The sequence below is a fragment of the Actinoplanes sp. NBRC 101535 genome (genome assembly GCF_030269225.1).
Classification (GTDB): Bacteria; Actinomycetota; Actinomycetes; order Mycobacteriales; family Micromonosporaceae; genus Actinoplanes; species Actinoplanes rectilineatus.
The window spans coordinates 35,616-61,297 of the sequence record NZ_BSSY01000025.1 but is presented as its reverse complement, the minus strand read 5'-3'; the positions used below and the strand labels follow the sequence as shown (position 1 = coordinate 61,297).

The window sequence follows — 25,682 nt, the reverse complement described above, 5'->3', positions numbered from 1 at the left end:
CGGTTCACCGCACGGCGTTGAGCCGCTCGTCCTTCTCGCGCCGCAGCACCTCGTCCGCGTCCACGTCGACCCGGGCCATCGCGGCACGCAGGATGGGCGGCCCCATCAGCGACGTCACGATCGCGATGAGCACGATCACGGTGTACATCGCGGTGCTCAGGATGCCGAGGCGGACCCCGACCATCGCCACCACGACCTCGACCACGCCGCGCGCGTTCATGCCAGCGCCCAGAGCCAGGGACTCCCAGCGGTTGAGCCGGCTGAACCGGGCACCGACGAACGCCCCGGCGAACTTGCCGACGATCGCGATCGCCAGCAGGATCACCCCGGCCAGCAGCACCTGCGGATCGGCGAGGGCGGCGAGGTTCATCCGCAGGCCGGCGACCGCGAAGAAGATCGGCGCCAGCACGGCGGTGACGACCGCCCGCAGCGAGGCCATCCGGGTGAGCACCTCGGTGCCCGCCGACGCCACCAGCATGCCGGCGACGAGAGCACCGAAGATCGCCTCCAGGCCGAGCAGGTTGGTGACCGCGCTGAACAGCAGGATGATCACGACGGCGGCGCTGACGGTCACCCCCGCCGACTCGGACCGCAGGGTGCGGCGCAGCAGGAACCGGACGGCGAGCCGGCCGGGCAGCGCGGCGAAGGTGATGAACAGCAGCAGGGACAGCACCGCCCGGGTCACGCCCGCCCCGGTCAGGCCGACCGTCGCCATCGCCGTCACCAGGGACAGCCCCAGCCAGCCAAGGACGTCGTCGATGGTGCCGCTCATCAGGATCAGCTGACCGATGTTGCGGTGCAGCAGGTTCATGTCCATCAGCGTCTTCGCGATGACGGGGATCGCGCTGACACACATCGCGACGCCGAGGAACAGGGCGAAGATCGTCCGGTCGGTGCCCTCGGTGATCAGCGCGGCGGGCAGCAGCAGGCCCGCGCCGATGCCCAGGCCCAGCGGGATCAGCAGGCCGGGCAGGCTCACCCCGGCCGCGGTCGCCGCCCGCCGCCGGACCAGGGCCATGTCCAGCTGCATGCCGGTGATGCCGACGAACAGCACCACACCGAACTGGCCGACGGCGTCCAGCAGGTGCGCCTGCCCGGGCTGCTGCGGGAAGAGCCAGCCGGCGGCGCCCGGGGCGAGCCAGAAGAACAGCGACGGTCCCGCGATCACCCCCGCGGTCAGCTCACCGACGATGGCGGGCAGTCCCAGCCGGGTCGCGAGCCGCCCGAGCAGCAGCGCCAGGCCGAGCAGGACGGCGATCTGGAGGAGCAGCAGGGTCAGGGCGGTGCCGCCCAGCGGCGGCAACGGAGTCTCGGCGTGCACGGGCACCTGCCTGTCCGGGTCGTGGTGGCGAACAGATCCGCGGGCCGGCCACGGTTCCATTCATGACTACCATTCCCCGGATGGCCGTTTCGGCCGTCCAACCAGGCAGAACCACATCGACGGAATGCGATATATAAATGGCCACCGCACGGGGCGGCAGGCACTGGTTCGTATCGCATTTCCGTCGATGCAGTTGGACGCGGCGGTCACGCCTGACGGGAGGCAAGCTCCACGACGGTGATGTCGGACGGGGCGCCGACACGGACCGGCGGGCCCCAGGCGCCCGCGCCGCGGCTGACATACAACTGCGTGTCGCCGTACGCCTCGAGCCCCGCGTTGGTGGGATTGGCCGCCGCGGCGATGTAGTTGCCCGGCCACAGCTGACCGCCGTGGGTGTGCCCGGACAGTTGCAGGTCGACGCCGTGCGTGACCGCGTCGTGAATGACCACCGGCTGGTGGGCCAGCAGCACCAGCGCGCGCGACGGATCCCGGTCGTCGAGGGCCGCCGCGAAGTCCGGGCCACCGCCGTCGGACTCGCCGGCCACGTCGTCGACCCCGGCCAGGTCCAGGTACGGCAGCTCGGCCCGGGTGTTCCGCAGCGGCTGCATGCCCAGTTCACGGACCTTGGCCACCCACGGCTCGACGCCGGAGTGGTACTCGTGGTTGCCGGTGACGAAGAACGTCCCCAGCCGGGACTGCAGTCCGCGCAGCGGCTCGACGGAACCGGCCAGCGTCTCGACGTCACCGTCGATCAGGTCGCCGACCACGGCGATCAGGTCCGGTTGGGTGCCGTTGATCGTGTCGACGACCCGCCGGCAGAACCCGGCGCCGAGCACCGGGCCGAGGTGGACGTCGCTGACGACGGCGATCCGCAGGCCGTGGGCGGCTCGGGGCAGGCGGGCGAGCGGGACGGTCAGGCGTTTGACGGACGGGCCGTTCAGTACTCCGTAGGCGCCTGCTCCGACGGTACCGACGGCGACGGCCGCTGCCGCTCCCCCGACGACGCGCGACACGAACACCCGCCGCGACAACACCGGCGGCGCAGGCGGGGTTGCAGGCACGGTCGCAGACGGGATCCCAAGCGGGGTCTCGGGCGGAGTCGCAGACGGGATCGCGGACGGGGTCTCGGGCAGGGTCGCAAGCGGGGTCTCGGGCGGAGTCGTGGGCTGCGCCCCGGCCGGCGGCGTGGCCTCCGCCTCCGCGTGCGGCCCGGTCGAAGCCAGGGCCGCCGATGCCGGCGCCACGGCCGCCGGTGTCGGTGACGACGCGGGCCGGGTCGTCGCGCGGCGTTCCAGCCACCAGGTCAGCAGGGGACGGATCACCTCGCCGGCCAGCACCGCGAGGAACAGGTAGAGGAACAGTGCCAGCCACAGGTAGCCGGGCCAGGCGAGCACTCGCTTGACCAGCAGCGGAACGGCGAGCTGCTCACCCATCAGGGCACCGACGGCGAGAAGCGGCCCGGCGGCGAACAGTGCCGTGCCGGCCCGGCGCAGCCCCGATCCGGCGGGGGTCGTGTCGCGGATGAGGCGGCGCCACAGATACCAGTGGCCCGACCCGAGCACAGCCAGCGCCACGAGGGCCAGCAGAAGAACGATGATCACCGGTACGAGGGTAGGCGCGCCGTCGTTCCGGAACCTCCCCCGGCCCTCCCCGGTCCGCCCCCGGGAAGTGACACCGTCCGTTCTTCACCTGAGGGCCGTCAGTCGCCGGCGCCGCAGGCTTCCGTCTCGGCGACCTTGTGCAGCAACTGCGCGAGCTGATCGCGCTCGGTGGCGGAGAGCGCGGCGAACAGGTCGTCGTCGGCGCCGGTCAGCGCGGTGCCGACCGCGTCGAGAGCCTCGGTGCCTTTGCCGGTGATGGTGACGATGTGCCGGCGGCGGTCGGCCGGATCGCGGTCTCGCGACGCCAGGCCCAGGCTCTCCAGCTCGTTGAGGACGGCGACCAGGGCGCTCGGGTCGACGCCGAGCAGCTCGATCAGCGCCTGCTGGCCGACCGGGCCGCCGGCGAGGTGCGTGAGCGTGAAGTGTGACCGCTGGGTCAGCCCGTGGCCGGCGAGGGCGTTGCGGACCCGGCCGCCGGCGACCGCACCGCGGCCGGCGAGGAGCACGCCCAACTCGGTCGTTGTCATGGGACTCATGATACCAACGGCCGGATTGTTGGCCGCGAGCAATCGTTGTAAGCTTCCAACGATTCGAGCGAACAGATCATTGGAGTAGTCATGTCCATCGCTTACACCGTCGTCGCCGTCGTCTACGGACTGGCCAACGTCGCCTCGGCCACCGCGAAGATCCGCGGCGTGGAGCGGGTCGCCGGGATTCTCAGCGCGGTCGGCGTGCCCACCTCGTGGTTCCTGCCCCTGGGGTTGCTGCAGGTCGCGGGTGCACTCGGACTGTGGGGCGGGATCGCGTGGCGCCCGCTGGGGATAGCCGCGGCGACCGGCCTGGTGCTGTACTTCGGCGGCGCGGTCGTCGCCCACCTGCGGGTCCGCGACTACCAGGGCATGCCGATGGCGGCCGTGCTCGGTGCCCTCGCCGCGCTCACCCTCGGGCTGGCCGTCGCCTCAGCATGACGCGCCCGTGCCCTTCTCATACCGGCGTGCACCAGGAAACCCGCATCCTCCGCCGGGGCGGGCCGGGTCGGGGAGCCAGCCGGGCCGGGGAGCCGGCGGTGCGATCGATCAACCGCAACGTGATCGAGCATGCACCGGCGGCGCCCCTTCGACGGCTTACCCTCCGACGGCTTTACTCCGCCGACGCCGACGCCGACGCGGACACGGACGGCGAACTGCTCGGCGGCGGGCCGCCCGGAGCGCCGCCGCCGGTCTCCTCCTCGTTCTCCGGGTCGACGGTGATCGTCAGCGTGGCGACGTAACCGCTGGTCACATCGCCGGTGACGGTCGCCATCTGGTGCTCGGCGGAATCCTCCCCGAAGACGTTGTCCGTCTCCAGGGTGATCTGCTCCATGTTCGACACGCTCAGCTCGTAGCCGTCGGCCTCCGCGTACACCGTGTCGGAGACGTCCTCGGGCAGCGCGATCTGCGACGTCTTGCGGATCGGGCCGGCACCGCTGGTGGCGTCGTCGAGGCTGGCGTACACCTCGAAGTGGATGTGCGGCCAGCGCCCCAGATAGCAGGCGGGGAAGATGCTGGTGAAGGTCACCGTGCCGGTGTCGTCGGTGACCTGGATGCCGCGCAGGTAGTTCTCGTCGGTCACCCCGTCCGAATACAGCGAGTACAGGCCCTCCCGGTCGCAGTGCCAGGCGTAGACAGCCGCCCCGACCAGGGGATTGCACTCCAGGTCCTGCACGACCAGGGAGAATTCCAGGGGTACGCCTTCGGCCACCGTCGACGAGTCGCCGTAGGACGACCGGATGTCCCGCCGCACGATCCCGTCCTCGATCCGCACGTCCGGCCCGTTCGACCCGTCACCCGGGTAGGGCCCGGCCGTCTCGGACGCCACCTCTTCGAGACAGGTCGCGTCCTCGGTGGCGGCCGACGCGTCGCCGCCGACGACAGCCCGGCCGATGAATGCCAGCGCGCCGGCCCCGCCGACCGCCGCCAGTAGGCCCCGCCGGGTCAGTGCCTTCCGGTCGAACCGCAACCCCTTGTCGTGGACTTCCCGGACGTACTCCGCATTGCTCTGTTCTTCGCGCATTGTTACCTCCAGTTCCGGATCGTTCTCCGATTCCGGAACATGAAAGCCAATCGATCTATGAATGCGGTAGGAACGCCCTGTGGGCACCTGTGGCTATCGGCGGCCGCCGAATCGCCAGCGGTGCGCCTCGACGGTGGTGTAGCGGCTTCGGGTCAGGACGGCGGCGGCCTCTTCCGGGCTGGGGGCGGCCAGCAGCACCGCCGTCCCCAGCCAGGTCGCGCCGTCGTCGGAGAGCAGCGGCCCGTACGCGATGAGATCCTTCGGATCCGACGGCACGGCGAGGTCGGCGGGCTCACCGGAACCGAGGCCCAGGACCAGGTAGCGGTCGCCGCCGTCGGCCTCGCCGGGGAAGTCCCACATGGTCCGGCCGAGCGTGTTGCGCCACCGCCGCAGCAGCACGTCCCGGTAGACCCCGGCCTGGTAGTTGGGCTCGTCGAAGGCGAACGCGCGGGCCGCCGCGGCGTCCGGGAGGTCGACGATGTGGACGCTGCCGGTGGGGGTGTCGTCCGACGCCAGGGTGGGCCCGCGGGCGATCAGCGCATCGGTGAAGCCGTCCATGTAGGCCCAGTGCGCCTCCCCCAGTTCGTAACGCAACGCCAGGGAGCCGGGCCGGTCGCGGTGGTAGCACAGGAACTCCATGCCCGTCAGCTTTCCATCCGACCGCGATCGCGTTCGGACTCCAGGCCGGCCAGCAGGACACGCAGGCCGGTTTCGAAGGTCTGCGCGGGTGCGGCGTCGTAGGCGGTGGCCGCGGTGTCGAGGCGTGCCCGCAGACGGGGGTAGCGCTGGGCGATCGCGGTCGCCGCGGCGACGGCACCGGCGATCTCCTCCTCGGCGTCGCGGCCGCTGCGGGTCAGCCGGCGGGTCAGGGTGGTGGTTGCGGCGGCGCCGAGGACGTTGCCGAGGACGAAGGTGAACATCATGCCGGCGGCCTGGTCGGCGGCGGCGCCGGTGAATCCGCCCGCCTCGAACACGGCGAGGCTGTTGTCGTCGTACCGCGCCTTGCCCTCGCCGTAGAACAGGTGGGTACCGAACGCCTGGACCAGCCACGGGTGCCTGCTGAACATGGCGTGCAGGTCGGTGGCCATCGCGGTGGCGGCGGCCCGCCAGCCGGTCCGCTCCGGGTCGGGTGGCGCGATCTCGGTCCAGACCCGGTCGCCGGCGAGGGTCACCAGGTCGTCCTTGTTCTTGACGTGCCAGTAGACGGCGGTGGGTGCCACGCCGAGCCGCTGGCCCAGGGCCCGCATGTTCAGGCCGTCCAGGCCTTCGGCGTCGAGCAGGTCGACGGCGCTCTGGATGATCTGGTCCCGGCTGAGGGCGTCACGTGCCATGCCAGCGATTGTACTAAGTTCAGGAAATCCCTTGAACTAAGTACAGGAGCGTCCTACGGTCGTCCTGTACTTAGTTCAAGACGAACCGTTGAGGAGCCCCGTGCCGACACTCGCCGCCATCCTGCAACTGCTCATCGCCGTCGCCTTCGTCAGCATCCCCGTGGTACGCCACCGCTACGGCACCACCGCCGCGGCCGCCGCCGAGGCCGAACTCGCCCGTCAGAGGGTGCCCGGCACGGTCCTGGCCGACAACGGCATCAGCTTCGACGCCTCCGGCCACGAGACGGCGGCCCCCGCCGGCGTCGCCGCGGTCATGGTCACCCTGGCCGCGCTCAACCTGGCCGGCAACCCCTGGGGCGAGACACTCGGCTGGATCGTCATGCCGCTCGTCCTGCTCGGCAACGGGCTGATCGTGTGGAGCAACCTGACCGCCGCCGACTCGGTGCGGGCCGCCTTCCGGCGCAAGGGCGACCCGGTGCTGCTGCGCGTCGACGTGCCCGCGCTGCTCAAGGCCGCCGAGAGCGGCTTCCCCGCCTGGGTGCGGATCCAGCAGTACGTCCGCAACACCGTCGTCTTCGCCGGGGCCGCCCTCGTCCTGGCCGTCACCGCCCTCGCCTGAGCCCGGCGTCAGCCCAGACGGACCGCGCCCCGGTGGCCGCCCTCGTCGATCGCGGCCATCGCGTCCAGGTCGGCGGCGGCGATCGGCAGCAGGTGCCCGTCGACCCAGCTCTCGCCGATCCCCGGAGTGACGAACGGGTCCTCGGTGACCACCGTGTCGCCGGCCGTGCCGTGGCAGAGCAGCCAGTGCGGCACCGCCACCCCGTGCAGGGCGTCGGCGGTGATCAGCAGCAGCACGTCCGTTCCGGCCCGGGTCAGGCGGGTGACCTCGTCGATCGGCAGCCGCCGGGACTCGACCGGCACACCGGCCTCCGCCGCCTCGTCGCGAGAGCGCCTCTGCAGCCGGGCCCGCCACTGCTGATCCCGTTCGGTCAGATGGCCGAGCATCACCGGCTGGTCGGTGTCCAGGTCGATGTGCACCGGGACGTGCGGGCGGGCCCGCCGGACCGCGACGCCCAGGCCGACCGGCTCGCAGGCCATGAAGTTGGTGGCGGCACGCCAGAAGTCGACCTCGGCGTCCGGGCCGAACGCGGCGGCGTCGAGGTCACCGGCCCGCATCGCCGCGGTCAGCGCGGTCACCGCCCCGCAGCTGAAGTCGAGCGTCTGCCGGTAGTAGCGGGACTCCCGGACCGACGGTTCGGCGAGCCAGCGTACATAGGAGACGCCCGGTTCGGCGCTGCCCGGCCCGGACGGCAGCGGCGGCAACATCGCGGTGAACCCGGTGGCCGGACCGGCCGTCGCGGTGGAACCGGTGGCCGGACCGGCCGTCGCGGTGGAACCGGTGGCCGGACCGGCCGTCGCGGTGGAACCGGTGGCCGGACCGGCCGTCCAGCCCTCCCACTTGATCTGCACCATTCCGGACCGGCGGGCATACGCCACGACCTCGTCACACACCGGCGGCACCACACCCACGACATCCACGATCTTGAGGTACGCCGTGCGTGGGCGTGCCGTGACCAGCGCCGCACCGGTCCACGTGCCGTCGGCGTCGACGGTCACCACCAGGCGCGGATCGTGGTAGCCACGGTCCGGTCCGGTCCACCGCCGGAGCACGTCCGGTGGCGCCAGCCGGACGAGGTCCGCCGGGACTGCTGAACGGTCGAAGGGCGTGATCATTCGAGCATTGTCGCCGAGCGGTCACAGCCGTGACCTTCGGCCCGTGTCCGGCCGGGACGGTCCGGCGAGAATGGGGCCTCGTCCCCTACCGACCCCGGGAGAACCCATGCAGTCGACAGCGCTCACCGACCTGGCCACCCGGCTCCTCGACGAGGCCCGCACCGCGCACAGCGGGCGCAGCGCGCACACCCTGCACGGCAGCCACGAGCACCACCTGCGGCAGACCGTGATCGCCCTCGCCGCCGGCCGGCACCTCGCCGAGCACAACAGCCCCGGCGAGTCGACGCTGCAGGTGCTCACCGGCCGGGTCACCGTCAAGAGTGCGACGCAGTCCTGGACCGGCGGCACCGGCGACCACGTCATCGTCACCCGGGAACGACACGAGCTCCTCGCCGACGAGGACTCCGCCGTGCTGCTGACCGTCGTCGTGCCCCGCGGCTGAGACAGCCGCCCTACTGAGACAGACGCCCCACGGAGACCGGCTCGCGACTGGGGCGGCTGCGCGACTGCGGCAGCCGCCCGTCCGGGCCGCCGTCACCTGTCGGTGACGGCGGCGGCTTCGGTGGTGGTGTTGCGCAACCGCAGACCGGCGAGGCTGCCGCCGAGCAGGGTGACACCCGCGACGAGCATCACGCCGCTGGTGCCGAGCGCGCCACCGGTGACGTCGTACAGGAACTCCGGCACCACGAGGGTGGCGCCGACGACCCCGCCGACCAGCACGACCCATTCGCGGAGCCGCGCGTAAGCCGCGAAACAGGCGCCGGTGACGAGCGCCGTCAGCGCGTACCCCAGATGGTTCTGAGCCCCGGTGTCACCGCCGACGATCAGCTGCGCGCCGAGCAGGCCGAACGTCACCGCGATCGCCAGCGCGAACCGGTGCTCGACGGCGAGCCGCTGCCAGGCGAGACCCGCCCAGGCGAGGCCCAGCAGCAGGGATCCGGCACCGTACGCCGCCATGTCGTCGAGGTTCAGCACGTCGAGCAGGTTCCCCATGGTCCAGAACGCCCCGACGGCCGCGGCGAGCTGACCGAGCGCGCTGCGGGCCAGCAGGTATCCCAGGATCACCATGGCGAGCCCCACCGCCGACGCCAGCAGAGGCGCATAGGCGGGCGGCGAGAAGCTGACCGGGTCGGCGTCGAAGCCGGCGTACACGGCGACGCCGGCCGCGAGTGCCGCGCCGGTCACCAGCGTGCTCGCCAGCCGCCGCCGCACGCTGTCGCCGGGCCAGGGCCGCCACCACCGGGCACCGGGTGCCGCCGCCCGCCACCGCACGGCCACACCGGCGGCGAACAGCACCGCCGTCATGGCGCCCAGGATCGCGACGCGGCCCAGCCGCCCCAGCACCTCCCACTCCTCGCCGAGGAACAGCGCTACCGCCCCGACGACGAACGAGGCCCCCAGATACCCGGCGATCTCCCCCAGCTGCCGCCGCAGTCCCGGGCCCCGCAGCGCGTCGCCGGGGCCGCGGTACTCCCTCAGCACCGCCCCGGCCTGCGCGGACGTGATCTCGCCGCGCCCCACGAGCCGGTCGAGAGCGGCACTCAGCCGCCCGCTGTCCACCGGCTCGGACACCGGCTCGAACGCAGGCGTGGACGTGGGCGCGGACATGGGCGCGGACGTGGGCGCGGACATGGGCGCGGACATGGGCGCGGGCTCGCCGGCGCGCTCGTCCGGCGGCGCCGGTTGATCCTCGGGCTGGTCCACTTCGTCTCCTCCACCCACTGGTTCGACGCGCATGATCATGCCAAGGCCACGCCACCCCTCGCGGAGGATCTTCCGAAAAGAATGACGTCAATGTCGGTGGAATTGTTGACCAGATCATTACCGGACAGAGCGGTACGCCCTTTCGAGGTAACGACATTGTGGTGCGGTCAATCGCCGTGATGGGGTCATGGGGAACCGATGAGCCGGTCCCAGGAAAGGACGTCACATGACCATGTCCCCATTCCGCAGCAGACTGATCCGAGGTGCCGGAGCCGCGGCATTCGTGGCCGTCGGGACGATCGGCGCACTGCCCGGGATCGCACACGCCGACCAGGGCGGCCGGAAGGTCCTGGCGTACGTGACGAACGAAAGTCCCGTACAGCTCAAGCTGGTCGGTTCACAGCTCGAACTCGACGAGGGCGAGTGGACCAAGCGGCCGCCCGCCAAAATCAAGAAGAACGGCAAGGCGTCGTTCGGCTCCCGGTCGGACGGGCACCAGGGCGGCACCGAGGCGACCGTCGTCTACCGGACCAAGTACGGCGACGTCGAGATCTACTGGAATCACCCGTGGGACACCGACGACGACGAAATCACGTGCGAGGCCCCGGACGAACTGACGTGCGACGTCCATTATTCGGGAACCGCGACGGTGAAGGCCTATTTCACCGTCGCCAAGGAATGACAAAATATTCTCCGTGGCGGACCGGGGCATCGGAGATCTCCCTCCGATGCCCCGGCGGCATTCGTCACATCATTGTCGCCCGGCGGGTCACATCCGGTTGGCGGCGACCTTCGCCTGGTACGCCGCGGGCGCCAGCGGCCCGAGCGGCGTGACGCTCAGGGCCGAGCGGATGTAGTCGGCCGGCTCGTCGAAGTACGACTCGAAGGCCAGGTCCCCGGCGTGGGCCGCGAACCAGTTCATGTAGTCCTCGATGTACTGCGGGTTGTCACCGCCGGAGTTGCCCAGCCACTGGCAGTCCAGCTGCGGATCCGGGTTGGTGTGCTCGGTACAGGCGACACCCCACTCGGCGACCGCGAACTTCTTGCCGTATTTGACAGCAATGGCAAGCGACTCGTTGAGACGCCGGTAGCCGTCGTAATGCTCGGTGCGGCCGGCATCGCCGAGGTCGGGGTTCCACGAGTCGTACGAGTCGATGGCGTACACGTCGATGTACTCGTGCACCTCGTCCAGTACCTGCAGGCTGCACTCGTTGCTGCAGGTCTGGTCGTGGCCCTTGTTGGGGTTCCAGACGAACTGCAGGCCGGGTGCGGCCGCCTTCATCCACTGGACGGCCTGGATGAACGAGGCCTGCCAGTCCGCCTGGTTGTCCTCGGTGAGCGCCCAGTACCCGCCCAGGTTCATCTCCCAGCCGAGACGTACGTACGCGTTGGGGTCCCCGCTCGCGATCGTCGTGGCCATCTTCTGCCACTGGGCCTGGGTGCCGGTGAAGCCGACGTGGTTGACGCCGCCGCCGGGCCACAGCGGGAGCGTCATGATCAGGTCGTCACGGGTGGGGTTGAAGCCGTCCGGCAGACCGTTCACGACGAGCTGGGCCGCGTCCTCGAGTGCTACGTCCCAGTTGTCGCGCTTCGGAAACAGAGTGACGTTGTCGACGGCGGCGCCACGGAATTCCGCGAACTGGTTGGCCCGCGCGGTGTTCTGGCCCTGCGGGTTGACACCGGAGTTCCACGGGAGCCGGCTGGCGCGTACCCCGGTGGGGGTGAAATAGCCGTGGACGTCGAACAGCATGACGACCGCGCCCGCACCGACGTTGCGGACCGCGAACGTGCCGTCCTGGCCCAGGTGGGTGGTCTGCTGGGTGGGCCAGCGGCGGGTGTTCGCCTGGTAGGACAGCTGACGCGCGACCGGGGTGCTCTCGTCGGAGGCGTAGACGCTGAGGCCTCCCGCCGCGGCGCCGGTCTCCGAGTACGCGGTCACGTTGAACGCGACGGCGGACACGCCGGTCGCGGGCACCCCGCCGACGCCGGCGAGCGAGAAGGTGCCGGTGGAGTCGGCCGCGACGGTCGGCCGCGTGCCCGGGAGCCGGGCCGGGGTGACCGGGGTGAACAGCGAGCCGGTCGCCGAGCCGGTGGCGTCCTGGTAGTAGCCGACGATCTCCACCCACAGCGACGCCGCCGTGGTGGTGTAGATCCGGAACGTGCCGTCGGCGCCGAGCTTCACCGTGGTCTGCGCGGTGTACCGGCCGCCGGTGCCGTAGTGCAGGTCGGAGGCGCCCGGGCGGGTGATCCCGTTCGGGTACGCGAGGAACGCGCCCGCCGTGCCGGACTGCGCGGTGACGTGGGCGACCACGGCGGTGACGCCGCTGTGCGGAACGCCACCGGTGCCGAGCGGCGCCACGTCGAGGGTGCCACCGGTCGTGGTGGTGCCGCCGTTGACGATCCGGACCGGCTTCAGAGGCACGAACGTGGAACCGGTCACCGTGGAGCCGGCGGCCGTGTAATAGCCGACCACGTCGATGTACACGGTGGCGGACGCGCCGTTGGTGGCGCCGTTGGTGATCGAGACCTGGCCGCCGGTGCCGAGTTTGGTGATGACGGCGTTGTCGACCGTCTCCCCCGCGACGAAGTTCACATCGGACGTGCCAGGGGTGTTGTTGCCGGCCGGGAACGCGGTCAGTGTGCCGTTGCCGGTGCCCGCCGCGTGCAACTGGTACGCGATCGCGGCGACACCACTGGCCGGAACGCCGCCCTTACCGAGCGGGTTGAACGTCAGCATCCTGCCGGCGGTCACCAGCGTGCTGGTCACGATGCGGGCCGGGGTGAGCGGCACGTACTGCCCGGCGGCGGGCGTCACGACGGCCGCCGCGGCCGGGGTCACCGGCGTCACGGCGAACGACAGGATCAGTGCGAGGATGGCGATGAGGGGTACGGGATAACGCTTAAGCACAAGACTCCCCGATAGGTCTGACTTATCGCGATCACTGTATGACCTTCGGTGAGCCTGGTCCGTCCCCCGCCGTTGAGGGCAGTATCACCCCGCCAGAGCATCGAGATCGGACACTCCCCATGCGACCCTGCGGGCGTCCGGGCCGAAGGTGTCGGGGGGCGCTGTTATCGTGCCCGGCCATGGACAACGACGACCATCTGCGGTCCTTCGCCGGCCTGCCCGCCCTGGAGTACTTCCCCGGTCTGGCGGACACCCCCGACCCCGCCGCCGTCGCCTGGCGCCTCAGCTACGGCGGCCTGTGGAGCGGCGGCTGCCCCTGCTCCACCTGCGCGGACGACCGCCGGCAGCGGCCCGAGATCGCCGACCTGAGCGGCGGCATGGACCTGGACGAGTTCGTCGCGCAGTACGGCGACGTCGCCACCGCCCTGATCATCGCGGACGGCGACGAGGACGCCCCGGACATCGAGCGGATCGCCGCGGCGGTTGCGAAGATGCCACGGCTGCGGGCCCTGTTCGTCGGTGACGTCATCGACCGGGCCGCCCAGATCTCCTGGGTGCACCAGGCCGACGTGACGCCGCTGCCGGCCGCCGCACCCCGGTTGGAGCATCTGCAGGTCCGCGGCTCCGACGGCCTGGAGTTCCCCGCGGTCCGCCACGAGCACCTGCGCCGTCTGGTGTTCGAGGGCGGCGGCCTGCCCGGCCCGGTGGCGCGGGGTGTCGGCGCCAGCGATCTGCCCGCCCTCGAGCACCTGGAGTTGTACCTGGGCACCGAGTGGTACGGCGGCAGCGCCACCATCGTCGACGACCTGGCCGGGGTGCTGGCCGGGGACCGGCTGCCCAAGCTGCGCTACCTCGGCCTGCGCAACGCCGAGCTGGCCGACGAGGTCGCCGCCGCGGTGTCGCACGCCCCGGTCGTGGCCCGCCTCGAGGAGCTCGACCTGTCCCTCGGCGCGCTCTCCGACGCGGGCGCGGAGGCACTGCTCGCCGGGCAGCCGCTGACCCACCTGCGGCGGCTGTCCGTGGAGCACCACTTCCTGACCGACGACATGGCCGCGCAGCTCGACGAGCAGCTGGCCGGCGTGGACGTGGACACCTCCGACCCGCAGCTCGGGGTCGACGGCGACTCCGACGAGCGTTACATCAGCATCAGCGAGTGAGCCGGCCGGCCGCCCCGAGCACGCTCAGGGCGGCCGCGGGTGCGTCGTCCGGGCCGGGCCGCCACTGACTGATCGGGACCAGGCCGGACGGCAGCAGGTCCCAGCCGTCGAGGAGTGCGGCGATCTCGTCGCGGGTACGGACGGCGGGCGGCGTCACCGTTCAGGCCGGTCCATGTGACGACGCTACCGGCAACCAGGCGGACAGTGCGGCGGCGGGCATCGGCCGGGCGAACAGGTAGCCCTGGGCCAGCTCGTAGCCGAGGCGGGCGAGCCGGTCCGCCTGCTCCGGGGTCTCGATGCCCTCGGCGACGGCCTCGATGCCGAGGGCGTGCGCCAGCTGGATCACCGCCTCCGGGATCGCGTCCGGGCCGTCGACGAACGAGCGGTCCAGTTTGATCTGGTCGACCGGGCAGGCGGCGAGCGTGCTGAGGGTGGCCGCGCCGGTGCCGAAGTCGTCCAGCGACAGCCGCACGCCGAGTTCCCGTAACGCGGTCAGGTTCTGCGCGGTGGCGCCGCCGCCGATCGCCGTGCTCTCGGTGATCTCGGCGCAGAGCCGGGCGGCCGGCAGGCCCGCGTCCCGCAGCACCGCCGCCACCTCCGCGGCGAAGCCGTCCTCGCGCAGCTGGGCCGCGGAGACGTTGACCGCCACCGTGCCGGGCGCCGCGTCCCCGTGGTCGAGGCTCCAGGCGGCGGTCTGGCGTACCGCCTCGCGCAGCACCCATGCGCCGAGCGCGACGATCAGGCCGGTCTCCTCGGCGAGCGGGACGAACTCGCCGGGACCGAGCAGCCCCCGCTCCGGGTGCTGCCAGCGGACCAGGGCCTCGACGCCGGCCGGGCGCCCGTCCGGCAGCGTGACGACCGGCTGGTAGTGCAGCACCAGCTGACCGTCGTCGATCGCCGTCCGCAGCGGTCCGGCCGTGTCGTGGCGGGCCTGGATGCTCATGCCCGCGCGGTGCCGGACGTGGCCGCCCTCGCCGCGGACCTTCGCCGCGTACATCGCGATGTCCGCGTTGTGCAGCAGTTCGTCGACGTCACCGCCGTCGGCGTCGGCCACGCCGAAACTCGCCCGCACCGAGATCAGCTTCTCCTGGACGGCGACCGGGATCAGCAGCGCCTCGGCGATCCGGTTCAGCACCCGGTCCACGGGAGCGCCGGTGAGCCCGTCGAACAGGATGGCGAACTCGTCGCCGCCGAGCCGGGCCACCGTGTCGCTGGCCCGGACGTTCGCGGTCATCCGTTCGGCCACCGCGATGAGCAGGGCGTCCCCGGCGGCGTGGCCGAGGGTGTCGTTGACGTTCTTGAAGCCGTCCAGGTCGACCAGCGCGATGCTGAACGGCGCGCCGGCGACGACGGCCGCCTCCACCCGCCGGGTGTAGAGCGCCCGGTTGGCCAGCCCGGTCAGCGCGTCGTGGGTCGCCTCGTGGCTCAGCTTCGCCTGGACCAGGGTCGTCTCGGTGACGTCGCGGCTGTTGGTAAGGATGCCGCCGACGCTCGGTTCGTGCAGCAGGTTCGAGGTGACGATCTCGATCCAGCGCCATTCACCGGCACTGTTGCGGACCTGGATCCGGCAGGTAGCCGAGGCTCCCGGGCCACTCAGCGTCTTCGTCCAGCAGTCCCGCAGGTCATCGGCCTGGTCGGGGTGGGACCAGTCGGCGACCCGGGTGCCGACGGCGACGGACGCCGCCAGGCCGAGGACCCGGTGGATCGCCGGGCTGCAGTAGGTCACCCGGCCCTCGGGGTCGGAGATCGAGATGATGTCGGACGAGTTCTGCACCAGCAGCCGGAAGCGCTTGTCCAGCACCTCGCTCTCCCGGGCGGCGACGATCTGGCGGGCCACCACCAACCCGGTCAGGAACACCGCCCCCACCGTCACCAGCGTCAGCCTGTCGTCGTCGTGGTGCAGGCGGGCGAGCAGCAGCACGTCGACGGCGACGACCGACGCGTACGGCAGCATCCTGCGCCAGGTCCCCGGGATGCCGGCGGCAGCGGCGGTCCCCGCGTCGGCGAGCTGGAAGCGACCGGTCAGCCCCACGCCCAGGTTGGCGAGCAGCGGACCGATCAGCAGCGCCTCGCTGCCGGGAGTGCCGGGGGCCCAGCCCAGCAGCAGCATGCCCACCGGCGGCACCATCCCACCCGCGCACGCGCCCGCCCCGATCGCGATCAGGGACCGTGGTGGCAGCAGCCCGCCGCCGCCGAGAGCGAGCCGGGTCACCAGGAAGATCCCGACGGTGCTGGTGATGAGCAGCCCCATCGTCTGCGGCGGGATGCCCGCGCCGGCCCGCATGACGTCGGCGAGGACCACATGCCCCAGAATGATCATCGTGCCGGCGGTGACCGTGGTGATGTCCAGCCCGAGCGCGACCTTCTGCGCCCCGCTGTCCACGTGGGCCGACAGCCGCAGCAGCGACCAGGCGAAACAGGTCGCGGCGAGAAACCGCAGGAGGGTGCCGGGACCGGTCGCCGCGGGCTCCCGCACCGCGATCAGGCCGCAGATCTCGGCGACGGTCATGGTGCTGATGGCGATCAGGTTGCGTCGCCAGAAGGCCCGCGACGGCGGGCCGAGCCCCGGGTACCGCATCATCCGGAAACAGACATGGGCGGTCAGAGCGGTGGAGAGCACGGCCACGGCGTGGATGATCGCGGCGGTTCCGGGCGGCCGGAGCAGCACGAGTGCGACAGCCACACCCGTCAACAGCCCCAGCACGCCCAGCACGCGGATTCTCCGCGGCGCCTCGCTCACACCCTGACGATCGTCAGTTGCGGCCCGTTGTTGACCCCTTGCCCGACACCAGCCGGGCGTTTCTCCGGCGGCTCTTTCGCGGGTACGCCTGCGTGAGGCCCCGCCGAGCGGCGTCGCCCGCGGCCGGCCCGCTCCGGCCGGGATCAGCCGACGGCGGTGACGGTCCAGAGCTGCCCGGTGCCGCCGTTCGCGCAACCATCGACGCCGACGGTGGACGCGCCCGCCACGAGACAGTCGCCGTCCGGATCCGGGGTGTGCCGGATCCGCCCCGCGTCCTCGGCCCAGCGCTGGGAGGCGACACCGGTGCAGGTGGCCGCCTCGACCGTGGCCCCGTCGGACTGCAGGCACCGCCCGTACATCCGGCTGCGGATCAGCAGCCCGTTCACGGTCCACTGCTGGAACGGCGACGACGCCCGGCAGTCCGCCAGGCCCACCGGCAGTGGCGTGGCCACGACCGAGCTGTCCACCGCCCAGCCGACGGTGAGGCACTGGCCGGTCGTGCCGCTCCGGATCCAGGAGAGCGCCGGCCCGTCGGAGGCACCCGCGGCCGGCACCGACGGCAGCGCCAGGAGCACGGCGGCGACCCCGGCCACCCGGCTGAAGTCCGTCACGGCGCCCACCTCCCGATCCCGCCACCGTCAACGGTAGGCCTCTCCGGGGAGCCGGAAGCGATTTGCCCCGGATCAGGGAACCCCGGTCCCGCTCCGGCCCGGCCCGGCCCTTCGGCGACCGTCACCCGGCGCTGGCCGGGAAGCCTGCGCGGTCGAGGCGGCCGAGGTGGCCGGCGTCGAGTTCGAGGTCCAGGGCGGGCAGCAGGTCGGTGAACTGCTCGTACGTGCGCGGCCCGATCAGCGGCAGCACCGGCGGCTCGGTCTGGTGGAACAGCCAGGCCAGGACCAGCTGGTTGGGGGTGACACCGAGCTCGGCGGCGAGGGTGGTGACCGCGTCGAGGCGGGCGTCGCTGTCCGGGCCGGCGTAGGCCTCCATCATCCAGTGTTCGGCACGGCGGGCCGGGTCGTCGTAGATGCCCTTGACGATCGGCGAGTAGGCGACCAGGGTCTGGTCGCGGTGCCGGTTCAGGTAGTCGAGCTGCTCGCCGCCGACGATCGAGGCGGTGTCGTGGCCGCCGCGGGTCCGCAGGTAGGAGTGCTGCTGCTGGACGGCGACCGGCAGGGTCCAGCCGTGCCGCGAGCACAGCTGGCGGATGCTCTCCAGCCGCCAGGTCCGCACGTTGGACCAGCCGATGTGGCGGATCTTGCCGGCGACCACCAGGCCGTGCAGGGCCTCGAGGCTCTCCTCGAGCGGGGTGAACAGGTCGTCGACGTGCACGTAGTAGAGGTCGATGCGGTCGGTGCCGAGGCGGCGCAGGCTGCCGTCGACGGCGGCGCGCAGGGTGTCCGCGCCGGCGCCGGCGAAGGTGCGGCGGGCGAGTTCCCAGTTCGGGGTGCCGTCGGCGGCCCACAGGTCGGGTGAGTGGGCCGGCAGCGCGCTGCCCTTGGTGGCGATGAACATCTCGTCGCGGTGGCCGCCCTTGCGCAGCCAGCGGCCGAGCAGTTCCTCGCTCTCGCCGCCGCGGCTGCCGGGGGTGGACCACCATTCGTAGCAGTCGGCGGTGTCCACGAAGGATCCGCCGAGGTCGCGGTAGTGGTCGAGGATCCGCACCGAGGTGTCCTCGTCGGTGGCGCTGCCCATCTGCATCGCGCCGAGGGCGAGACGGCTGACGTGTTCTCCGGTACGGCCGAGTTCGATCGTTTCCATGGGTTCGACGCTATGACCTGGAGCGCGCTCCAGATCAACCCTCATATCTTGCGGACCGCCAGGATCATCGCGATGACGAAGAGGGTGAACAGCACGACGCCGCCGATGCAGAGACCCATGAGCCATGGTTTGAGGGCTTCCATGGCGGCCACTGTAGACGATCATGTGACTGGCGTCACTCCTCCGGGCGATGCAATACGAGACGGTTCCGTTTTATATTTCCTCCGCAGATACGGAACGGTTCCGTATCTGAATTGATCTCCGGGGGACCCATGACTGACCAACCGACGCCGGCGGGCCATCCGCGGCGCTGGGCGATCCTGGCCGTGCTGGTCATCAGCCTGCTGGTGGTCGTGCTCGACAACACCGTGCTCAACGTCGCCATGAAGACGATCGCCGACCCGGAGCACGGGCTCGGCGCCACCCAGAGCGAGCTGGAGTGGTCGATCAACTCGTACACGCTGGTCTTCGCGGGCCTGCTCTTCACCGCCGGCATCCTCGCCGACCGCCTCGGACGGCGACTCTCGCTCACCGTCGGCCTCGTCGTCTTCGGCATCGCGTCGCTGATCTCGGCGTACGCCTCCTCCCCCGACCAGCTGATCGCCGCCCGCGCGGTGATGGGCCTCGGCGCGGCCGCGGTCATGCCCGCCACCCTGTCGATCATCGCGAACGTCTTCGACCCGACCGAGCGCCCGCGCGCCATCGGCGTCTGGGCCGGCTCGGTCGGCCTGGCCGTGGCGATCGGCCCGGTCGTCGGCGGCATCCTGCTCGAGAACTTCTGGTGGGGCTCGGTCTTCCTGATCAACGTGCCGATCGTGATCATCGGGGTGGCGCTGGTCGCCCTGCTGGTCCCGGAGTCCAAGGACCCCAAGCCGGGACGCATCGACTGGCTCGGCGTCGTCATGTCGATCATCGGGCTGACCCTGCTCACCTACGGCGTGATCAAGGGCGGCGAGGACGGCTTCGGCGCACTCGCCGCGTGGGGCACCATCACCGCCGGCCTGCTGGTCATCGTCGGATTCATCCTGTACGAGCGCAGCATCGAGTTCCCGAGCCTGGACGTGCGGCTGTTCACCAACCGGCAGTTCTCCGCCTCGGTCGGCATCGTCGGCCTGATCTTCTTCGCCTCGATGGGCTCCCTGTTCTTCAGCGCCTTCTACCTGCAGCTGGTCCGCGGATACGGCCCCCTCGCCTCCGGCGCGCTGTTCGTCCCGTTCGCCGTCGGTCAGATGATCTTCGCGCCGCTCAGCGCCACCATGGTCAAGCGGTACGGCCCCAAGGCCGTCAGCACCGTCGGCCTGCTGCTCGTCGCGGCCAGCCTGTCGATCTGGCTGCTGATCGGCGCGGACACCCCGATCGCCGTGGTCGGCGTCTCGTTCTTCGTGATGGGCGTCGGCATGGCCAACGTGATGCCGCCCGCCACCGAGGCGATCATGTCGGCACTCCCCCGCGAGAAGGCCGGCGTCGGCTCGGCGGTCAGCAACACGATCCGCCAGCTCGGCGGCGCCCTGGGCGTCGCGGTGCTCGGCGCGGTCGTCTCCTCGGTCTACCGCGGCGAACTGGGTTCGGCCACCGACGGCCTGCCCGCGGCCGCCGCCGAGATCGCCGGCGACTCGGTGTCCGGCGCGTACGCGGTCGCCGCCCAGACCGGGCCGGCCGCCGCCCCGCTGCTCGACGCGGCGAACGAGGCCTTCATCACGGCCATGCACTCCGCAGCCGTCGGCACCATGGTGTTCGCCCTGCTCGGCACGCTGGTCGCGGTGATCTGGCTGCCCGGAAAGCGCCCGGCGAACGCCCCGGAACCGACCGCCGAGACCGCCCTCGCCGAAGAACAGGGCATCGTCCTGGCCGGCCGGGAAACCGGCAGTTAACAATAGTTGCCATGACCACGGCGAGCGCACCATCCGGAACCGGCCAGGAGCGTAAGGCTCCTGGCCGGCCCCGCAATGCCCAGACGGACGAGACGATCCTGGAGGCCGTACTCACGATGCTCTCCGAGGGGCAGAGCTTCGCCGCGATCTCGGTGGAGGCGGTGGCCGCCCGCGCCGGGGTCGGCAAGGCGACGATCTACCGCCGGTGGCCCAACAAGGAGGCGCTGCTGATCGACGCGGTCGGCAGCATGAAGGGCCCGGTCCCGGTGCTGGAGGAGCATTCCGTCCGGGACGACCTGCTCGCCCTGATGGTCGCGAACCGCAACACCCGGGCCCGCCACTACGGCCGGATCACCGCCTGCCTGATTCCGGAGCTGATGAAGGACGAGCAGCTGGGCCGGATGTACCGGGCGGTGATCGAGCCCCGCCGTGAGGTGATGCGCTCGGTGCTGCGGCGTGGCGTGGCGAGCGGCGAGTTGCGCGAGGACCTGGACGTCGAGATGACGGTGCTGCTGCTCACCGCACCGTCGATGGCGCGGTCCCTGCCGACCTGGGATCCGGAGATGCCCAAGGAGGGTTTCGCGGAGCGGCTGCTGGACTCGGTGCTGCGCGGCGCACTTCGGTAAACACCTGCGAGAAAAGTTAACTTTTGGTGCAATCGGTGCATGAGCGACCGCCCTTCCACCGATGTCCGGGCCGCCCTGCACGCCTGGCGGGACAGCCTGGTCGACCTCGGGGACACCAACCGGCTGATCAACTTCCCGATCGACCAGCCCGATCTGGTGGAGATCGTCGGTCCCGAACCGGAGGCCGTGGTCGAGGCGCTGCGCCAGGGCGGGGAACACGGGCTGGTCGGCACCGGCGCCGACCCGCAGCGGCACACCGGGCCCGAGCGGTTCCGCACCGAACTGCCCGACCAGTCCCTGGACCTGGTGCTGCGCCGGATGATGAAACGCGGCCGCCAGGAATATCTGGACCGGGGCGTCTCCGTGCTGCACCTGGTCCTCGGCCTGCTGCGCTGGCGTGACGAGGAGGAGACCCCGCTGGCCAGCCCGGTCCTGCTGCTGCCGGTGGACCTGGTCGCCGACGGCCCCGGCGACCCGCCCCGCCTGCGGATCCGCGACGACGAGGCGGTGTTCAACCCGGCCCTCGCGATCCGGCTGCGCCGCCTCGGCCTGGAACCCCCGGCCACCGGCGGCCACGACGACGTGCAGGCGCTGTGGACCGCCCTGCAGACCGTGGTCGCCCGCCGCAAGGGCTGGCACGTCGAACGCGGCATCCTGCTGTCCTGCCTGACCTTCCACAAGGAGGCGATCTACCGGGACCTGCTGGTCAACGAGGACCGCATCGTCGCCCACCCGCTGGTGCAGGCGCTCGCCACCACCGACGGCCGGCAGACCGGCGCGTTCCGGTTCACCCCCATCCCGGCCGGCGACGTCGACCGGGTCGCCGCACCCGAACACATCCCGCTGGTGCTGGACGCCGACGCGTCCCAGCGGGCCTGCGTCGCCGCCGCGGTCGCCGGGCAGAGCTTCGTGATGGACGGGCCGCCCGGCACCGGCAAGTCGCAGACCATCGCCAACATGATCGGCGGGCTGCTGCACGCCGGGAAACGGGTCCTGTTCGTCTCGGAGAAGGCCGCCGCGCTCGACGTCGTGCACCACCGGCTCGCCGAGGCCGGGCTCGACCGGCACGTCCTGGAGCTGCACGGCAGCAAGGCCGGCCGCAAGGAGGTGGCGACCGCCCTCGCCGCCGCGCTGGACGCCGCACCGGTCAGCGGTGAGACCGACACCGACCGGCGCGGCACCCGGGAACGGCGCGAGCAGCTGACCGCGTACGCGTACGCGATGAACGAGGTCCGCCGCCCGCTCGGGCGCACCCTGCACGACGTGCTGGGTCTCTGCGCCCGCCTGCAGGACGCGCCGGCCGCCCCGGTGCCGGTGATCGCTCCCACCGCGGTCACCCCGGAGGCGGTCCGCCGGATCCTGCAGGCCACCGACCGGCTCGCCGCCTCCTGGCGCACCCTGGACCGCGACGACCTGCCCTGGCTCGACGTGACCCGGCGCGAACCGCTGGACGCGGTGCTGTCGCGCGCCGAACGGGCCCTGACCGGGCTGGCCCGTACCGCTGCGGCGGAGAAGACCGCCGTGGCGGCGTTCGGGCTGGCCGGCCCGGACGACGCCGCCGTGCTCGCCGCCCTCGCCGTGCACGCCGGCCGCCGCCCGGCCCGGGTCCCGGACGCCTGGCTCACCGACACCACGCTCGATCCGGTCCGCGCCGCGGCCGACAGCCTGTCCCGCGACCTCACCGCCGTCCGCGCCGCCCGCGACGACGCCGCCCGCCGCGCCGGGGTGCCGTGGGCGGCTCTCCCCGCCCCGGCCGGGCTGCCCGAACCTCCCGACCTGAGCGCCCTCACCCCACCGGCCGCCGACCTCACCACACTCACCGCCGCCGACGCCGACCGGCAGGCCCGCGCCTGCACCGAGGCCGCCGACGAACTCGACCGGCACCGGGCGGCACTGGACCGGGTCACCGGCAAGCTCGGGCTGCCGCCGGCGGTCACCGTCGCCGACATCGGCCGGGTCGCCGCGCTCGTCGAACTCGGCGCGCGCCCGCACAAGCCGGAGCCGTTCTGGTTCTCGCCCGGCGTCGCGGCGACCGTGGCGACCGGCGCGCAGGCGCTGCGCCGATCGCTGGAGAACCTGCTCTCCGCCGAGGTCCGGGCCCGGCCGTTCTTCGCCGAGGCGATCCTCACCCAGCCGGTCGAGGAACTGGCCGACCGGTTCGCCCGGGTACACCGGGGCTGGCGGCGGATGCTCGGGGCGTACCGGCGGGACCGTCGGGTGGTGGCGGCATTCGTGCTGCCCACGGCGGCGGTGCGGGACGCGCTGCCGCGATTGGAGACGGCGGTCGCCTGGCAGCGGGCGCGGCAGGACCTGGCAGCGGCGGAACAGGCGTACGGGCCGGCCCTCGGACGGTACTGGCAGGGAGCGGCGACGGACTTCGCCGCCCTGGAGGAGGCGCTCAACGTCGCCGAGACGGCACTGCGGCTGGCGCCCGCGGCGGCGATGGGGGCGGTCGCGGCGTACGCCTGCGGGCCGAGCCCGGACCCGGAGGTGATCCGCACCGCGACGGTCGCCCGCGACACCGTGCTCGGACGGCACTCCGGGCCGTACGCGGCGGACCGTCCCGACCTGCTCACCGGCCCGGTCGACGCGGCTGCCGGGTGGCTGCGGGCGCACGCCGACGCGCTGGCCGCGGTGGCCGCCGTCGTGCACGCGTACGACGTGGCGACCGGACGGCACCTGGACTATGCGGAGGTGCTCCGGCTCGGGCGGCTGCGCCAGGAGGTGACCGCGGCGGAGGCGGCGCTGGCCGGGCATGCCGCGGGATACGGGGACGTGTTCGGTGACGCGTACCGTGACAGTGAGAGTGACGAGATCGCCCTGGCCGAGGCCATCGAGTGGGCGGCGACGGCCCGGCGGTTGCTGACCGGCGCCGACGCCCCGCTGAGCCCGGCACAGGGCGACGCGCTGCGCAACCTGCGCCCGGTGGCCGGGCTGGCGAAGCTGTCCGAGCAGTGGAGTTCCGCGCGGGCCGAACTGCTGGAGGCGTTCGCGGCGGAGCGGCGCGACGGTCTCGCCGGTGAGCTCGGCGACTACCAGCGGGCGGCGGCGTTCCTGCAGCGGATCCGCGACGACGCGGGCGGGCAGGAGGAATGGTTCGCGGCGCAGGACGCCCGGGCGGTGCTCAGCGGGTACGGCCTGGACGGCGTGGTCGAGTTCTGCGCGGACCGGCGGCTGGCCGCGGCCGACGTGCGCCCGGCGGTCGAGCGGGCGATGTACCGGGCCTGGGCCGACGCGATCATCCAGTCCGATCACCGGCTGCGGCCGTGGCGCTCGGCGGACCGGGACCGGCTGGTCGCCGAGTTCCGGACCCTGGACGCGCGGTTGGCGGCGACCGCGGTGACGGACATCGCGGCGGCGGTCACCGGGCGCCGGCCGGCCACCGACGGCCCCGACGCGGATCTGTTGCGCCGGGAGGCGATGAAGGCGAGCCGGCACCTGCCGGTGCGCGAGGTGATGGCGCAGGCCCGGGACCTGGTGCTCGGGCTACGGCCGTGCCTGTTGATGTCGCCGTTGACGGTGAGTCAGTCGCTGCCGGCCGACATCCGTTTCGACGTGGTCATCTTCGACGAGGCGTCGCAGGTCACGCCGGCCGATGCGATCAACTGCATCTACCGGGCGGACGCACTGATCGCCGCCGGGGACGACCGCCAGCTTCCGCCCACGTCGTTCTTCGACCGGGGGTACTCCGACAGCTCCGGTGACCTGGCGGTCCTCGACTTCGAATCGGTGCTGGAACTGGCGAAGGGGTGCGGCGCGTTCGGCAGTCTCGGGCTGGGCTGGCATTACCGGAGTCGTCACGAGTCCCTGATCGCGTTCTCCAACCACGCGTTCTACCAGGGGCGTCTCAGCGTGTTCCCCAGCGCCACCGCCGGCGGCCCGGACACCGGGGTCGCCCTGATCCCGGCCGGGGGTGTCTACCGGCGGAGCACGTCGCGGGACAACGTGGTCGAGGCGGACCGGGTGGCCGAGCGGATCGTGCACCATTTCACGACGCGTCCCGGCTTGTCACTGGGGGTGGTCACGTTCTCGGTGACGCAGGCGGAGGCGATCGAGCGGGCCGTCGAGCGGGTGGCGGCAGGCCGTCCCGAACTGGAGCGCATCCTCGACGACGACCGTCTGCACGGATTCTTCGTGAAGTCCCTGGAGAGCGTCCAGGGTGACGAGCGCGACGTGATGATCTTCTCGATCGGCTACGGCTTCGACGAGTCCGGGAAGATCAGCAGCAACTTCGGCGCGCTGAACCGTCCCAACGGCTGGCGGCGCCTCAACGTGGCGATCACCAGGGCCCGCTACCGCGTGGAGATCGTCACCTCGATCACCGCCCGCGACATCCCCGCCTCCGACAACGAGGGTGTCCGGCTGCTGGCCTCCTACCTGGACTACGCCGAACACGGTCCCACGGTCCTGGAGGTGGTGCCCGCCCCCGACCAGGCCGCCGACGGCCCGCTGCCGGCCTCGGTCCTGGAGACGGTCCGGTCCTGGGGTTACCCCGCCTATCCGGGTCTGGGCTGGGCCGGCGGTCGTGTCGACATCGGCGTCCGGCTGCCGGACCAACCCCATGCCGGGTACGCCCTGGGCATCCGTTGCGACGGCGCGGCCTATGCGGGCTCCCCCGCCGCCCGCGACCGGGACCGGATCAGCGAGCAGGTGCTGCTCGGCCTGGGCTGGAACCTGCACCGCGTCTGGTCGGTCGCCTGGTACCGCGACCGGGCCGGCGAGGAGGCACGACTGCGGTCCGCGCTGGAACGGGCCGCCGGTCCGCGCCGCGTCACGCTGACCGACTATCCGCCACTGCGGGACCTGAGCCCGCATCCGTGACGACGCCCGGCCCGGCACCGCGCGTGGTGCCGGGCCGGTACTGCATGGCGCCGGGCCG

Annotated in this window: 21 protein-coding genes; 8 read left to right on the top strand and 13 right to left on the bottom strand. The window is 72.1% G+C overall.

What is annotated here, in order from left to right; all coding sequences use genetic code 11:
- Positions 1-4: 4 nt before the first annotated feature.
- The 3 genes from QSK32_RS41130 to QSK32_RS41120 form a co-directional block, all read right to left on the bottom strand.
- Positions 5-1,321, bottom strand: coding sequence for a cation:proton antiporter (locus QSK32_RS41130; RefSeq protein WP_285475014.1), 1,317 nt, complete (start codon positions 1,319-1,321; stop codon positions 5-7).
- A 206-nt stretch (positions 1,322-1,527) separates the two neighbouring features.
- Positions 1,528-2,922, bottom strand: a complete 1,395-nt coding sequence (locus tag QSK32_RS41125; protein ID WP_285475013.1) for a metallophosphoesterase — start codon at positions 2,920-2,922, stop codon at positions 1,528-1,530.
- A gap of 98 nt (positions 2,923-3,020) precedes the next feature.
- Positions 3,021-3,449, bottom strand: a complete 429-nt coding sequence (locus QSK32_RS41120) for a MarR family winged helix-turn-helix transcriptional regulator (RefSeq protein WP_052720672.1) — start codon at positions 3,447-3,449, stop codon at positions 3,021-3,023.
- A 90-nt stretch (positions 3,450-3,539) separates the two neighbouring features.
- On the opposite strand from QSK32_RS41120, the gene QSK32_RS41115 reads away from it, so the two are divergent.
- A complete protein-coding gene (locus QSK32_RS41115; protein ID WP_045743917.1) occupies positions 3,540-3,890 on the top strand; it encodes a DoxX family protein in 351 nt (116 codons plus the stop codon).
- Between the two features lie 172 nt (positions 3,891-4,062).
- On the opposite strand, the gene QSK32_RS41110 is transcribed toward QSK32_RS41115, so the two are convergent.
- The 3 genes from QSK32_RS41110 to QSK32_RS41100 all read right to left on the bottom strand — a co-directional run bounded on the left by QSK32_RS41110 (position 4,063) and on the right by QSK32_RS41100 (position 6,305).
- Positions 4,063-4,974 (bottom strand): dioxygenase family protein, encoded by a 912-nt coding sequence (locus QSK32_RS41110; protein ID WP_285475012.1) that lies wholly within the window; start codon positions 4,972-4,974, stop codon positions 4,063-4,065.
- Between the two features lie 93 nt (positions 4,975-5,067).
- A complete protein-coding gene (locus tag QSK32_RS41105; RefSeq protein ID WP_045743915.1) occupies positions 5,068-5,613 on the bottom strand; it encodes a YciI family protein in 546 nt (181 codons plus the stop codon).
- Between the two features lie 5 nt (positions 5,614-5,618).
- Positions 5,619-6,305: a TetR/AcrR family transcriptional regulator gene (locus QSK32_RS41100; protein ID WP_285475011.1), complete on the bottom strand. Its 687-nt coding sequence runs from the start codon at positions 6,303-6,305 to the stop codon at positions 5,619-5,621.
- Positions 6,306-6,405: 100 nt separating this feature from the next.
- Here QSK32_RS41100 and QSK32_RS41095 point away from each other — a divergent pair, with 100 nt between their 5' ends.
- The gene (locus QSK32_RS41095; protein WP_285475010.1) at positions 6,406-6,924 is read left to right on the top strand and encodes a hypothetical protein; all 519 of its coding nucleotides are present in this window, start codon (positions 6,406-6,408) and stop codon (positions 6,922-6,924) included.
- Between the two features lie 8 nt (positions 6,925-6,932).
- Here QSK32_RS41095 and QSK32_RS41090 read toward each other — a convergent pair whose 3' ends face one another.
- Entirely contained in the window at positions 6,933-8,039 is a 1,107-nt protein-coding gene (locus tag QSK32_RS41090; protein WP_285475009.1) for a peptidase C39 family protein, read from the bottom strand.
- Between the two features lie 106 nt (positions 8,040-8,145).
- Between QSK32_RS41090 and QSK32_RS41085 the strand changes: the two genes are divergently transcribed.
- Positions 8,146-8,481, top strand: coding sequence for a cupin domain-containing protein (locus QSK32_RS41085; RefSeq protein WP_045743911.1), 336 nt, complete (start codon positions 8,146-8,148; stop codon positions 8,479-8,481).
- A 92-nt stretch (positions 8,482-8,573) separates the two neighbouring features.
- Here the strand turns inward: QSK32_RS41085 and QSK32_RS41080 are convergent, their stop codons facing one another.
- Positions 8,574-9,743 carry a DUF2157 domain-containing protein gene (locus tag QSK32_RS41080; protein WP_285475008.1) on the bottom strand — a complete coding sequence of 390 codons (1,170 nt, stop codon included), beginning with the start codon at positions 9,741-9,743 and terminating at the stop codon, positions 8,574-8,576.
- A gap of 226 nt (positions 9,744-9,969) precedes the next feature.
- Between QSK32_RS41080 and QSK32_RS41075 the strand changes: the two genes are divergently transcribed.
- Positions 9,970-10,425: a hypothetical protein gene (locus QSK32_RS41075; RefSeq protein ID WP_285475007.1), complete on the top strand. Its 456-nt coding sequence runs from the start codon at positions 9,970-9,972 to the stop codon at positions 10,423-10,425.
- Between the two features lie 87 nt (positions 10,426-10,512).
- On the opposite strand, the gene QSK32_RS41070 is transcribed toward QSK32_RS41075, so the two are convergent.
- Positions 10,513-12,651 (bottom strand): hypothetical protein, encoded by a 2,139-nt coding sequence (locus QSK32_RS41070; protein WP_285475006.1) that lies wholly within the window; start codon positions 12,649-12,651, stop codon positions 10,513-10,515.
- Positions 12,652-12,830: 179 nt separating this feature from the next.
- Here QSK32_RS41070 and QSK32_RS41065 point away from each other — a divergent pair, with 179 nt between their 5' ends.
- Positions 12,831-13,808 carry an STM4015 family protein gene (locus tag QSK32_RS41065; RefSeq protein ID WP_285475005.1) on the top strand — a complete coding sequence of 326 codons (978 nt, stop codon included), beginning with the start codon at positions 12,831-12,833 and terminating at the stop codon, positions 13,806-13,808.
- Here the strand turns inward: QSK32_RS41065 and QSK32_RS41060 are convergent.
- The 4 genes from QSK32_RS41060 to QSK32_RS41045 form a co-directional block, all read right to left on the bottom strand.
- The gene (locus QSK32_RS41060; RefSeq protein WP_285475004.1) at positions 13,798-13,965 is read right to left on the bottom strand and encodes an SAM-dependent methyltransferase; all 168 of its coding nucleotides are present in this window, start codon (positions 13,963-13,965) and stop codon (positions 13,798-13,800) included. The genes QSK32_RS41065 and QSK32_RS41060 overlap by 11 nt on opposite strands.
- A gap of 3 nt (positions 13,966-13,968) precedes the next feature.
- Entirely contained in the window at positions 13,969-16,548 is a 2,580-nt protein-coding gene (locus QSK32_RS41055) for a putative bifunctional diguanylate cyclase/phosphodiesterase (protein ID WP_285475003.1), read from the bottom strand.
- Between the two features lie 143 nt (positions 16,549-16,691).
- Entirely contained in the window at positions 16,692-17,159 is a 468-nt protein-coding gene (locus tag QSK32_RS41050) for a ricin-type beta-trefoil lectin domain protein (RefSeq protein WP_285475002.1), read from the bottom strand.
- A 121-nt stretch (positions 17,160-17,280) separates the two neighbouring features.
- Positions 17,281-18,306 carry an aldo/keto reductase gene (locus QSK32_RS41045; RefSeq protein WP_045743905.1) on the bottom strand — a complete coding sequence of 342 codons (1,026 nt, stop codon included), beginning with the start codon at positions 18,304-18,306 and terminating at the stop codon, positions 17,281-17,283.
- 272 nt (positions 18,307-18,578) lie between these two features.
- On the opposite strand from QSK32_RS41045, the gene QSK32_RS41040 reads away from it, so the two are divergent.
- From QSK32_RS41040 to QSK32_RS41030, 3 genes are read left to right on the top strand one after another with little or no spacing between them, the layout of a single operon-like run.
- Positions 18,579-20,177 carry an MFS transporter gene (locus QSK32_RS41040; protein WP_045743904.1) on the top strand — a complete coding sequence of 533 codons (1,599 nt, stop codon included), beginning with the start codon at positions 18,579-18,581 and terminating at the stop codon, positions 20,175-20,177.
- A gap of 11 nt (positions 20,178-20,188) precedes the next feature.
- Positions 20,189-20,803 (top strand): TetR/AcrR family transcriptional regulator, encoded by a 615-nt coding sequence (locus tag QSK32_RS41035; protein WP_285475001.1) that lies wholly within the window; start codon positions 20,189-20,191, stop codon positions 20,801-20,803.
- A 39-nt stretch (positions 20,804-20,842) separates the two neighbouring features.
- A complete protein-coding gene (locus QSK32_RS41030; protein ID WP_285475000.1) occupies positions 20,843-25,624 on the top strand; it encodes a DUF4011 domain-containing protein in 4,782 nt (1,593 codons plus the stop codon).
- Positions 25,625-25,682: the final 58 nt, after the last annotated feature.

What these genes read in the sequence shown, in the direction of transcription:
- QSK32_RS41120 (WP_052720672.1), bottom strand. Translation starts at nt 3,449, where the DNA reads ATGACAACGACCGAGTTGGGCGTGCTCCTCGCCGGCCGCGGTGCGGTC.
- QSK32_RS41115 (WP_045743917.1), top strand. Translation starts at nt 3,540, where the DNA reads ATGTCCATCGCTTACACCGTCGTCGCCGTCGTCTACGGACTGGCCAAC.
- QSK32_RS41110 (WP_285475012.1), bottom strand. Translation starts at nt 4,974, where the DNA reads ATGCGCGAAGAACAGAGCAATGCGGAGTACGTCCGGGAAGTCCACGAC.
- QSK32_RS41105 (WP_045743915.1), bottom strand. Translation starts at nt 5,613, where the DNA reads ATGGAGTTCCTGTGCTACCACCGCGACCGGCCCGGCTCCCTGGCGTTG.
- QSK32_RS41100 (WP_285475011.1), bottom strand. Translation starts at nt 6,305, where the DNA reads ATGGCACGTGACGCCCTCAGCCGGGACCAGATCATCCAGAGCGCCGTC.
- QSK32_RS41090 (WP_285475009.1), bottom strand. Translation starts at nt 8,039, where the DNA reads ATGATCACGCCCTTCGACCGTTCAGCAGTCCCGGCGGACCTCGTCCGG.
- QSK32_RS41085 (WP_045743911.1), top strand. Translation starts at nt 8,146, where the DNA reads ATGCAGTCGACAGCGCTCACCGACCTGGCCACCCGGCTCCTCGACGAG.
- QSK32_RS41075 (WP_285475007.1), top strand. Translation starts at nt 9,970, where the DNA reads ATGACCATGTCCCCATTCCGCAGCAGACTGATCCGAGGTGCCGGAGCC.
- QSK32_RS41065 (WP_285475005.1), top strand. Translation starts at nt 12,831, where the DNA reads ATGGACAACGACGACCATCTGCGGTCCTTCGCCGGCCTGCCCGCCCTG.
- QSK32_RS41045 (WP_045743905.1), bottom strand. Translation starts at nt 18,306, where the DNA reads ATGGAAACGATCGAACTCGGCCGTACCGGAGAACACGTCAGCCGTCTC.
- QSK32_RS41040 (WP_045743904.1), top strand. Translation starts at nt 18,579, where the DNA reads ATGACTGACCAACCGACGCCGGCGGGCCATCCGCGGCGCTGGGCGATC.
- QSK32_RS41035 (WP_285475001.1), top strand. Translation starts at nt 20,189, where the DNA reads ATGACCACGGCGAGCGCACCATCCGGAACCGGCCAGGAGCGTAAGGCT.
- QSK32_RS41030 (WP_285475000.1), top strand. Translation starts at nt 20,843, where the DNA reads ATGAGCGACCGCCCTTCCACCGATGTCCGGGCCGCCCTGCACGCCTGG.